6 protein-coding genes are annotated in these 11,922 nt (G+C 40.8%); 2 read left to right on the plus strand and 4 right to left on the minus strand.

The genetic code is table 11. From position 1 onward, the window contains the following. Window positions 1-3: 3 nt before the first annotated feature. Entirely contained in the window at window positions 4-2,034 is a 2,031-nt protein-coding gene (locus M2419_RS03215; RefSeq protein WP_259254217.1) for a DUF5054 domain-containing protein, read from the minus strand. 208 nt (window positions 2,035-2,242) lie between these two features. Between M2419_RS03215 and M2419_RS03220 the strand changes: the two genes are divergently transcribed. Beyond that, window positions 2,243-4,432 (plus strand): hypothetical protein, encoded by a 2,190-nt coding sequence (locus tag M2419_RS03220; protein ID WP_153847140.1) that lies wholly within the window; start codon window positions 2,243-2,245, stop codon window positions 4,430-4,432. Between the two features lie 91 nt (window positions 4,433-4,523). Then, window positions 4,524-5,624: a TlpA disulfide reductase family protein gene (locus M2419_RS03225; protein ID WP_159727806.1), complete on the plus strand. Its 1,101-nt coding sequence runs from the start codon at window positions 4,524-4,526 to the stop codon at window positions 5,622-5,624. A 155-nt stretch (window positions 5,625-5,779) separates the two neighbouring features. On the opposite strand, the gene M2419_RS03230 is transcribed toward M2419_RS03225, so the two are convergent. From M2419_RS03230 to M2419_RS03240, 3 genes are all read right to left on the minus strand, one after another. Continuing rightward, a complete protein-coding gene (locus M2419_RS03230) occupies window positions 5,780-7,645 on the minus strand; it encodes a RagB/SusD family nutrient uptake outer membrane protein (protein ID WP_153847142.1) in 1,866 nt (621 codons plus the stop codon). Window positions 7,646-7,669: 24 nt separating this feature from the next. Beyond that, a complete protein-coding gene (locus M2419_RS03235) occupies window positions 7,670-10,831 on the minus strand; it encodes a SusC/RagA family TonB-linked outer membrane protein (RefSeq protein WP_259254218.1) in 3,162 nt (1,053 codons plus the stop codon). A gap of 233 nt (window positions 10,832-11,064) precedes the next feature. Next, window positions 11,065-11,913, minus strand: coding sequence for a metallophosphoesterase (locus M2419_RS03240; protein ID WP_153847144.1), 849 nt, complete (start codon window positions 11,911-11,913; stop codon window positions 11,065-11,067). Window positions 11,914-11,922: the final 9 nt, after the last annotated feature.

An 11,922-nucleotide genomic window follows, 5' to 3' on the forward strand; every position in this document is an offset into this window, starting at 1 on the left:
GTTTCAATTGGATGATAATTGTATTGTCGTCGATTTGCTGTTATTCGGTATCAGTTCAACATCGAACCTATAATTCACTGTTCCACCAAACCACATGCTAAAGTTTGTTCCCCAAACATTGTTATACAGACAAAAGTGCAGGCCTCCATGTAAATCAGGTTGGTCTGTGGAATAGTTCAACAAATCCCGTTTGCCAATTGCGACCAGCAAGGCATCTTTGCTACGGATACGAATTTTACCTGCATCCGTTACAATATCCACATAGTGATCTAATCCATGCATCTGTCTATTCCCGCCTTCAACAACATCCAGTACACGAACAGGCTGGCCTACTTTCTCAACGAGCATGTCCACCACCCGTTCCGGATAGAAGCTTAACCAATAAGCTTCCGGGAGACGATTGGCAGGTTTATCCACCAAAGTATAACTCAGTTCGATATGCTTTGTTGTATCGTCGAAACGGTAACTGCTATAGATTTGTTTAGGAAGAACCTGTTGTTCAATTTTCCCAGCCCCAGTTAAACTCAATTGGCCATATAGCTCATTTTTAGCTTTATTATAGACTGATTTTTGAAGGGTGGCCACCAAGGTACGGCTTTCCGCCATATCCAGAGTCAAGCCCGGTTTTCCAAAATCCCGGATTGCCCAGTCTACTTTTTGGGTGATATAGGAATCCCTGAAACGTTCAAAATCTCCTGTCGAAAAACTCTGATAGCTGAGCTCTCCCATTTTCATCTGAAAACCTTTTTTATTTAGTTGAAACGATCCGTCTTTTGAAAATCGCTGTGACGCATCCACTCCTTCAAATGTAGGCTTAGGAATCAATGCTAGTTGCTTTAGGATACTTTCCGCCTCCGCGCGCAGATCTTGAGGCAGATAGTGTAGCGATTGATTGATATGAGCTTCCTTTTCGGCCCAGGAGGTTTCTATTTTTTTAAACTCAGGTAATGCTAACGCTTGCGTAAAGTCTGAAAAACGATACTTATCCCAATGTTGCAAATGTGTCTTGACATCCAATCCCCAGGTATGTTCTGCAACCAGCCCCAAGTTGATTGCAAATTGAATTGCAGCATCGCTATCCGGTTTTATACGCCCATCTTTCACCCAGGTTTCATAACATCTAGCCAATGCCCTAAACCGGGCCATCATCAGGGGAGAACTACCGAAACCATGTATCCAGGTATCACCAATCTCTTGTGTCACCAATGGCAGTTTATCCTTCATGGGACGCAAAACCGCAGCTACATCACTCAATGTCGAAGCTTGCAATGTAGCATTAGGGTAGCGTTTCTGAATAGAGGCATAGATTTCTTTAACCTGTTGTATAGTATGTGGTCCGTGGTTATCCCCGGTGAAAGCAATGACCACAGCCGTCTTTCCATCAGGCAATAGCATATCACTACCATAATCCTTTTGGTACATCAACGTCACTTCACTACCATCAGGACTTTTCCAGCGACACAACGCTGGTACATTAGGAACCTTACTTGCGGGATTCACACCGATCTGCAAAAAATCTATTCCATTCTTTCGAAGCAAGGGAACAATCCCTCTTGTATGTCCCGGAACATCGGTCATCTTTGCGGCGCTTGTTTGTTTACCATACTTTTGATCCAGCTTCCTGGACAATTGCAACATTGTCCCAAACAAGGCTTTGTTGAGGGATTCCGATTCTACGGTGTAGGGAATTGCATTCCAGACAATATCTCCGCGACCAATCGCAGCCTCCAATTTTGCTTTATTTTCCGGACTCGCCTGCTCCAAATAAGTCGCAATCAACCAAGAACCTGTGGTCCAGACATACCGCTCTTTGGCTCCTGAATTCCGAAGTTCTTCCGCCACAGCAATGGCTTTGGGAATAAATTCGTTCATATAACGCTGCTCTACAACAGAACTAAGTTCGGTAAATCCGATATCGAGATGTGTCTTGAAGATCAGGTGTACCTTTTGCACAGCATCATTCGGTGTCTGTCCAGCGGCAAAAAAGGTCGTGAGCACAAAGAAACAAGAACAATAAAATTTTCTGCGTTTCATGGATAATAGTAGGTTTATCTTAATATCAACTATCGATTATTTCTTTTGAAGACGACCGAATATCGCCTATCCCTAGTCAGAAAATAAGAATAATAGAAAAAAGCGCTCTTTTACCTCTCAATTTCAAGGTTCGCACTAGGGATATGCCGCGTTCAAACGACTCATCATATAGGCTTTAACATCAGAAACATTCCTTGTATAAATCAATATGAAACGTATTAAAATATTATTCTTTCTATCGGCATTTTTTTGTCTTTTAAGTGCCAACGCAGCATCTCGCCCTCTGTACAGATTCAGCACGAAATACATGACCTTAACCATCGATGAGCGAGGTTACATCGTTAATATTATCGGAAAAGGCAACAAAAAAGATTACGCGGTAAAGGGACACGCCTCCCCGCTCCTTACGCTGGACAAAAATGGTAAACGTTTGTTCCCCCAGACCGCCAATTATGAATCCACAAAAGGAATACTAACGTTGAATTATCCCGATTCCTATAGGGCAACAATAAAAATTGACCAGCAGGGTGATTACCTAAAATTTCAATTTCAGTCGCTGAACACTGGGGCTGAAATTAACAATATTATATGGGGACCCTATCAGACCAATATCCATAAAACAATTGGCGAAATTATTTCTGTCGCACGGGACGATGAATACGCTGTGGGGATTATGGCATTGGATGACAATACGACGAGCGGGCCTCCAGTTGCCGGAGATATGGGACAAGGTTCTTATATCATCCATAGCCCCGACCCTGTTAAATTTCCGATTCCATCTTCGTTGAAAGCAGGACAACGATTTCGCATCGGCGGTGATGGGATCAATGACGTAGCTTTTTACTCCCATCCCGAAGAATACTATCGATTTATGAACGGCAATGGTGCTGAATATATGCCGGAATATGGAATCTCGCTCACCTTGCATTCGCGCAATAGACGTAAAAAACAAACCATCTTCTTCCCTCACTTCAATGATTTCCCATCGATAAAATCACCTAGGCATATGGATGTTGAACCCATACCTGTTGATTTCAGCACATCTGGAATTGCGTTCTACGCATGCCCTGATACAAAAGGATTGGATGTCATCGAGCAGATTGTACTCAACGAAGGGCTACCTTATGTTACACGCAATGGAAAATGGGTACGCCGGCCAGAGAATTTTAAAGTTGACCTCGCCTGGTTCGGCAAGCATGACAGCTTAGTTTCTTATGCCAATCAACTCAATCTAAAGGCAGTGCAGGACGAAGGTTTAGGCGAATATTATGTTAATCCAGCGGATCCTTGGGCGGGCAAGAAAGTGATCTTAGAGGGCAAAAAACAGCCTATTACTGCACTAACAGCACAAACCAATCCCCAAGGGATTGCCTATGGCCTGCATACGCTGACAGAATTTATCCAACCCCATAGTAGCGACGTACATCCTTATGCCAATGACAGCCTTTGCACCGTACTCAAGACCATATTGGCCGTAAATATTGGCCCTAATGATAGCTCAATTATAGTCCAAGATACCTCCTATCTCAATGAACATGGCGGTTGGGATGATAATGGCACCAACGTACTAAAAATCGGCAAAGAACTACTGAAATATAGAGGAGTAACGCGAAAACCGCCTTATATGCTGACCGGAGTTGAACGCGGAGCCTTCAAAACCATTGCCACAGCACATCAACAGGGCGATACCCTCGCGAAATTACAAGTGAATTGCTATTCAGGATTTATCCCCGACATGAGACTGCAAGACAAGTACGCGTACTTTTACGCAAAACTGCTTCGCGATGGCGGAATGAACTATATCGACTTTGATGGTTTTGAGAGCTTCGTCTACACAGGACATGGGCAGTATGCCTTCAAGCGGTTTATGCGCAAACTTTTCGATGACTTTAAGTCTTTGGGTGGCGACTACCTTCAGGTGATGGGATCTTGTGTGTTTGAAGGTAACTGGCATTACATGACCACCTGCAATATTGGTGGCGGCGACCACATGTTCAATCCCCGCACCAATAAATGGGGTATTGAAGGAAAAGATATCCGGTATTCGTGGGCTTCTAATTACTTTCCGCCGACTTTCGGCATACAATACCTTAAACCGGACTGGACTGTGCAAATGGTCGAAAATCTACAGGCAAAAGCCATTGCTTGGGATGCGACTTATATGTTTGGGATCAGCGAGGATGTTGTCGAAAAAAATCCACATAAGAAGGAGATTTTCACCACATTCCGCGCATGGGAAAACGCACGTGAAGCAAACGTGTTCTCTCAAAAACTTAAATCCGAAATGCAGAAAGAGGAAAACCAATACCATTTGGAGCAGATCGGTACCAAGGTATGGAAACTCTATTTGGTAGACAGCTCAGGAAAATTCCATTTAAAGAGTCATTTAAAAAAATAGTTTATACGCTAATTGCCAGTAAGAATGCTGATCTATCCGCATTCTTACTGGCAATTTCAAGAGGTGATTCCTAATTAAAAATCTTAAAATAATGCGAAATATCATCCTATTGTATTTTCTCTCGATGTTTATCAGTAGCCCTATTTTGGCACAGACCCAAATGTATTCTATCAAAGGAGTACTAAAGGGTTTAGGAAACCAGAAAGTCTATCTAACAAATAAAAAATCGGGATATTCCAACGCTACAAAACTAAAAATTATTGATTCCTGCTACAGTCAAAGTGACACCTTTTATTTTAAAGGAAGCGTATCAGGGCCAGATTTCTATTCGATAGAAGTGCCATCAATTAATAACAGCTGGGCAACTTTTATTCTGGAAAACTCCAATTTCACCATAGTCGGTGAAATTGATTCATTATACAAAGCATCAATTACAGGTGGTCCTCAACAAATCGCTTATCAAAATTATAAAAACTTAATTGATAGACCATTTTACAAAAACTACTTTTCATATAACGAGAAAGCGGCGAATGAAAAATCAAACGTCTATAAAGATTCCTTGGATATACTACTAAAAAAGTTTAACGAAGACTTTTTAGGCTTTGTGCAATCTAATCCAGATATGTTTATTGGACTTCATGAACTCTATTCCTATGCTGGTATGAAAATGTTATCCCAGTCAACGCAGCTATCTTCCTTTAAGTCTTTAAGCCCAGAACTACAAAAAAGAGGAGTAGAGAATGGAATCGACGTCCTTTTTAATGGTGGATTGAAAGTTGGGGACTATCTACCAAATTTTACCATGAACGATAGAAATGGTAAAAAATTCAAACTATCGAACAACTATCGTAAATATGTTTTAGTTGATTTTTGGGCAAGCTGGTGTGGACCTTGTATTGAGGAACTAAATAAGGTAGCGAAATGGTACAATCGGAAAAATTCTAACACCTTTGAGATCATAGGTGTTTCCATAGACGTTAATCGAAAGCACTGGGTTAGCGCAATTGATACCCATCAATACCCTTGGTTACATGTTTCAGACTTAATGGGATCTAGTAGTAGCTTTTTTAATCAATGTGGAGTTAGATCGATTCCACAAAACTTTTTGATTGATCAAAACGGAAGAATCATTCGAGTTAATATTAAGTCGGAAGAACTATTAATTTTTCTGAAAGAACAGCGAGTATACTAACTTTAATTTATCGTTAGAGAATATAAAAATCTACTATTCATCGCATACGAAAAGGGCTTGTACAACTGACATGTACAAGCCCTTTTATTATTTTGAAATTTGATTTCTATGAAGCGATACTGAATCTATCCAAATTCACAGAAGATAAACTGTTGCTATTGTAAAGGATCGAAGGTTCCCCCCCATTCTTTATTTTGCGGCAGCTGATCCGGTTCAATCGAAATCTGTGCTGGGTTTAGCGAATTGAACCAATGATTGAGGCTAAGCTTATAGGATTGATTCGTTGAGCCCGTTTTATCTAAGTTTTGGATAAGGACGGCTGAGAACTTCGCTCGCACAGTAGCGGTCATAATGTTATCAGTGTTCCCTGGTAGCGCTTCACCTTTATTTAACATCAATAATAATCCTTTTCTTGTGTTCTGAGCATTCAAAATATCATAACGTTTCCATCTTCTCAAATCACTGTATCTAAACCCCTCAAAGGCAAGTTCAACCTGACGCTCATTGATGATTACGTTACGGATGTCTCCTTGCCCAATTGCACTGATTCCATAATTTGTTGCTGCTCCCGGGGCAATTCCAGCCCGTTTACGGATAGCATACAGTGCGTTTAAAGCTTCGTTACTGCGTCCCGTCTCATTAGCCGTTTCAGCAAGATTTAAAAGGAGCTCCGCATATCGCATTGGTGAAAACCAGCTTTTGGCGTTAGCGGCTACACCAACAAGTGCATTTCTGTCCAATAAAGTATCTAAGCCCTTACGCTGGAAAAATCCCGTTACACCATTTTCATCCCCATTTTGAACCAATGGTGAAATTCCTGAAAACATATTAATATCTCTAGCTGGGAGCACAGTATTGGGCGTTGCTGCCGACTTCCAGGTCCAGGCTTGCCAATATGTACGCGACCGAGGTGCGGTCATACCAAGCACATTAACATCAGGAGTTGGGTATACCGTACCGCCACACCAAATCGTCGCGTAAAAACGATCGTCGCGATTGGTATAAAAATCTGTTAAAAATTGCTTATTATAGGCAGGATCTGATAATTGATTTTGATCAAATTGCATTGGGCTACCATCCCTTTTGGGATAAGCAATCAATAGCGGAAAAATAGGCTGATCATTATTTGTACTTCCATTTGTAAATGAGAGCGGTCTAATTGGAGCGAAATTCATGTAGTTATCCGGGTAATAATATTGTTTGGTCATAATCTGTTCTTTATTTCGTGAATACCAGATTAACCTATAATTTTCAAACAAGCCAAACCCTCCAGCATCTGCCGCCTGTACTGCCGCCTTAGCCGCGTTATAGGCGTTGGTCCATCTCCCTTGATCATTTGTCGCATTAAATAATGGACTAGCATACCATAAAAGGATTCTCGCTTTAAGACCTAAAGCTGCAGCACGATTAATTCTACCATAGTCTGCGCCACTATAATTTGGAGGTAGGGCAATAGCAGCCTCATCTAAATCCTTTATTATCTGTGCGACACATTCAGAAGTCTTACTACGTGGAACGCGCAGTGAATTGATATCACTTCCATCCTGTGTGTGCAAGATCAACGGCACTCCTCCAATTGAACTGACCATATCCCAGTATTTCCAGGCACGCCAAAATTTAGCTTCGCCTATAAGCCTACTTTTGGTGCTCCCACTGATTACGGTTTCTGGTAGATCCGCTAATTGATCCATAAAATAATTCGCTTTGTCAATATACGTATAATCCAACCTTGTAAAATTGGTTGCAACATCGACGATTCCTTGTTGAAAACTACCGAGATTCCCTCCAGATCCATTGATACCTTCATCTGCACCGGCTCCACTTCCGAGAGGCCAATTTGGCATAAGGCCGCCATATATATCGTTCAAGTAAGCCTTGATCAATACCGAATCTGTCCAGACATTTTTTGGATTTATAGCACCCGTATTCTCATAGTCCAGTCCTTTTGTACAAGATGAAGCTCCTAACACCGTGAGTAGAACCCCATAAAAAGCCAACTTAAATTTATTTACATATTTCATTTTAATTTCCTTTAATGTTAAGATTTAGAATGTTACACTGACCCCAGCATTGAATGATTTAACAATCGGGAATGAAGTCCCTCCATCCATCTCCGGATCATAGAATTTCTTATTGAATTTACTGATCACGAATAGGTTAGAACCCGACACATAGAATCGGATCTTATCCGCGTACTTTTTATACCAATGTTGTGGAAGGTTGTAGGCAATATTCAAAAATTTCAAACGGACAAAACTGGCATCAGCCAACCAAAAATTACTTCCACTTGTGTTGACAGTCCTTACATCATCATTTGCACTATAGCGATAAGGCAACCAAGCACCCGTATTTTCAGGACTCCAAGATTCATTTGCCCAAGGACGCCACATCCGGTTCCATTCTACGCCGCCACTCAAATTATTAAACGATTTTTTATACCCCAATGAACCGTTAAAGTTGGCGGTAATACTTAAGCCTTTCCAATCCGCACCTAGATTTAGTCCAAAGACTTTAGGATTATTGCTTTTATTCAATACCGTGATATCATTCTCGTTAATGGTATTATCACCATTAAAATCTTTGTAGGCAAATTGTCCAGGTTTAGGCGCATTACCCTTAAAATTATATCCTGGATGAGCAGCCAACAGCGCATCAACATCGGCCTGTGTCCGAAGCATGTGATCTACCGTATAACCCGTAATCATATTTGCCGACCGACCGTTACCGATCAAATTCTCATAGTCATAGGTGATATTTAAATCTCGTATCGTATACCATGAATTACCATACGTAAAGTTTAAACCAACATTATAATTCAAATCTCCTGTTCGGTTAAAATAGTTTAAACTAAGATCTATGCCATTCGCTTTCATTTCCCCATAATTGACGGACGGTAGCGGTCGGCTGAATGTCGGTGGAGTAGACTGGATTCTCGTGCTTAAAATATCATAGGTACGCGTAGCCCAATATTCAGCCGTGGCATTGAAATGTTTCGAGAAACTAATATCAACACCGAAATTTTTGTTCAGATATTTCTCCCAGGTAATATCTACATTTGGTAGAACATCATATCTTATCCCTGGATTAAGTGTCGGCGTCTCACCAAAAAAAGCACTGTTTCCACTTACATATTTATCTTCATATTGCCAACGCTTGGCATTTGCATCATCTCTTCCTCCATTTGGATCAATTGCGACAAAATCATTACCTGTCAATCCGACCGATGCTCTTACTTTCAACGATTCGATGCCATTTACATGACTAAAGAAATTTTCTTTAGAAATCACCCAAGCTGCAGAAACAGAAGGGAAAAATCCCCAACGTTTATCTTTTGGAAAGTTGGCCGAACCATCATAGCGATAGGCAAAATTAGCGACATACTTATCTGCATAATCGTAGGCAAATTGTCCGATATAGGATTTACGGCCCACTGTCGGCAGAAAACCATACGTGTTACTAATGCTCTTGGTAGGAGTACCATTTACAACTCCCGATCCCCCCGTAGAAGCCCACCATTGATCCGTCATATAGATTGGAAAACCATTGATGGTTGCATTTATACCATCATAGCTTCTTTCCTGGCGTTCGTAAACCAATGCCGCGTTAACATGGTGTTTCCCAAAATCTCTTTCAAAATTCAGTTGTAAGTTTGTCTGCTCTTCTTGATTCCAGGAAGCTAGCTTCTGTATACTCGGTGTGTGATAAGTAAGACGCTGCCCTACGATAGTATTCAAATCCCATATGACAGGTTCTATCTGTGCTAATTGGTAATAGGTAAAAGGGTGTGAATATATTTTCTGATTGCTGTTATTGAAGGTTTTGATATATCCTACTTTAGCGCTTAAGCCTTCAAGAAATGGCATTTTATAGGTTAGATTCAAATTCGCTATCGCTTTCAAACTTTCCGATCTATTATAGCCGGAGAGACCTTGTGCTTCACCAGATTTATTGGAAATCCAGAAATAATCTACAGGTAAACCGGTTGCTGTGAAGGAAGGCATATAAGGTTGCCATAGTAGCAATTTAGGATACATATCTCCAGACCAGTCACCTTCAGGCGCGTTAAATTTATTATTGTTTAAGCTTAAGCCTGCAAACACAGACAGGTTTTTGGTTAAATTTCCTGTGATATTACTTCTAACATTGTATTTTTTTTCGTTCGTATTCTTGATAAAAGTCTCTTGATTTACATAAGAAGCTCCGATAAAATATTGAAGTTTGTCTGTACCGCCAGTAGCGCTTAAGTTATGGGTGGTGGTAGAAGGATTAACATACACATCTTTTAAGTGGTCAAAACCATATCCCACACCGCCACCAAAATCTGTATCTTTAAAATAAGCTTTTGCAGTTTCAGTCCAAGGCGTATTTGCTGGTCCTCCTGCCTCGCCCCAGATTCTGTTTTGGATCTGTCCCCACTCCATAATATTGGTTAGTTCCATATTTTTCCCACGGACATCCTTTCCTGTATTTACGGAATAATTAATGGAAACTCGCCCGGCTTTACCACGCTTGGTCGTAACCAAGACAACACCTGCACCTGCACGGGCACCGTATGCTGCTGTTGTTGCTGCGTCTTTTAAAATAGAAATTTCTTCAATTTCATTGGGACTTAGATTATTAAATTCAGCAGCATCAATGGTTACTTTCCCATCAATCACATAGAGGGTTGGTGAAGCGTTCCATGAACTTGCAGTTCTAATTTTAATGTTCGGTTGTTCTCCAGGCTTACCACTCGGTGTAGATACATATAAACCGGCCATACGCCCCGCCAATAGGTTTCCAACTGATGTTGTCGGAATCTCCGCATCTGTTTCCTTAAATTTAACAGAAGCCACCGATCCCGACAGAAGTCCTTTCTTTTGGGTTGTGTAACCAACAACTACCGTCTCATTTAACTCAATAGTAGATGCAACCATTTCAATAACGACACCTTGTCGAGCCGTTACAAGCAGTTCTTGATATCCAAGCATGGTTGTTTTGATATTTGAACCATCCTTAACAGCAATGGTAAACTTACCGCTTTCATCAGTTTTAACTGAATTATTACCCTTCCCAACATTGGTAATAGTAGCACCAGCAAGGGGAACTTTTGATTGGGAATCGATTACCGTACCCGATATTTTAACCTGAGAAAAAACAGGATAGGCATGCAGTAACATGAAAACAATTCCGAGCAACCGCAGATGCTTTTTGAAGATTTCTTTCATAATTTTTAGTTTTTGGTTTAAAGGCTCATATTTTATAATATGTCCATCAAAGCAAAGAAAGGCTGAATCTCTTTCCTAAACCACGCTAATCTTATCAAAGACCTATGTTATTTTTACCTATCAGAGAGCACATTACTGTCGGATTTTTGCCGCTATTGCAAAAAAACGCCCGCCACACATTGAAGTGGGCGGGCGATCATTTTAAACTACCTACCTAATATATGATCATCTTTTTATTTCCCTTTTACCGTCCAGCCGTAATCAATGTATTCCCATTTAAACTGGTCGCCATTGATATCAACCTTGAGGTAACCTTCCTGGGTACCGTTGAAGGCTCCACCCCACCAACTCGCACAGATCGCTCCCGCAGTAATAAACTGTACACCTTTCACCTTGATTTCTTCATAGAGATGCTGATGTCCTTGTAAAACAAGCTTCAAATTGTGACCTGCAAATAGATCCAAAATCGCTTTTTGGTTGGTAAATGTATCTGCATCCGTATAGTGTCCATCCAATACAGGATAATACAGAGACAAGAACGGTACGTGTGCAACAACAACAATAGGTTGCGTTTTTGGGGTTTCATCAAGCACCTGTTTCAGCCAGGCCTGCTGTTCTTCACTCACACAGTATTTGCCATTGCATATTTCCGTAGAGTTTAACACGATAAAACGCCATCCCTTATGCACAAAGCTGTGGTAGCTCTTTCCAAAAACCGATTCGAAAAGTCCAGCTCCATCTTTTCCGTCATAATGCCAGAAACGATCGTGATTGCCAATGGCATAATACCATTTCAACTTCGATGCATCAACCTGATCCTTATACTTTTGAAACATACTCTTCGCTAAAGGCAACTGTTCCGCCTTATAAGCGTCTACATCCACATTGTCTCCACCGTTTAGGACGAAGTCTACTTTTTTGCTTTTGGCATTTTGAATTGCTTTATCAAGACCTTCAAAACAATGTGTTTCTGCACTGGTGTTAAGGTGTAAATCGGTAAAAAACGCGAATGAAAATTTCTGTTGAGCATGTACTAAGACTGTTGTAACGAACAGACTTATCGTTAAAAAAATTGATTTCATGTATATTGT

The sequence above is a fragment of the Sphingobacterium sp. BIGb0116 genome (assembly GCF_024808035.1).
GTDB classification, from domain to species: domain Bacteria; phylum Bacteroidota; class Bacteroidia; order Sphingobacteriales; family Sphingobacteriaceae; genus Sphingobacterium; species Sphingobacterium paramultivorum.

Excerpts from the sequence above, each read along its gene's own strand:
- M2419_RS03240 (WP_153847144.1), bottom strand. The coding sequence starts at position 11,913 with ATGAAATCAATTTTTTTAACGATAAGTCTGTTCGTTACAACAGTCTTA.
- M2419_RS03230 (WP_153847142.1), bottom strand. The coding sequence starts at position 7,645 with ATGAAATATGTAAATAAATTTAAGTTGGCTTTTTATGGGGTTCTACTC.
- M2419_RS03235 (WP_259254218.1), bottom strand. The coding sequence starts at position 10,831 with ATGAAAGAAATCTTCAAAAAGCATCTGCGGTTGCTCGGAATTGTTTTC.
- M2419_RS03225 (WP_159727806.1), top strand. The coding sequence starts at position 4,524 with ATGCGAAATATCATCCTATTGTATTTTCTCTCGATGTTTATCAGTAGC.
- M2419_RS03215 (WP_259254217.1), bottom strand. The coding sequence starts at position 2,034 with ATGAAACGCAGAAAATTTTATTGTTCTTGTTTCTTTGTGCTCACGACC.
- M2419_RS03220 (WP_153847140.1), top strand. The coding sequence starts at position 2,243 with ATGAAACGTATTAAAATATTATTCTTTCTATCGGCATTTTTTTGTCTT.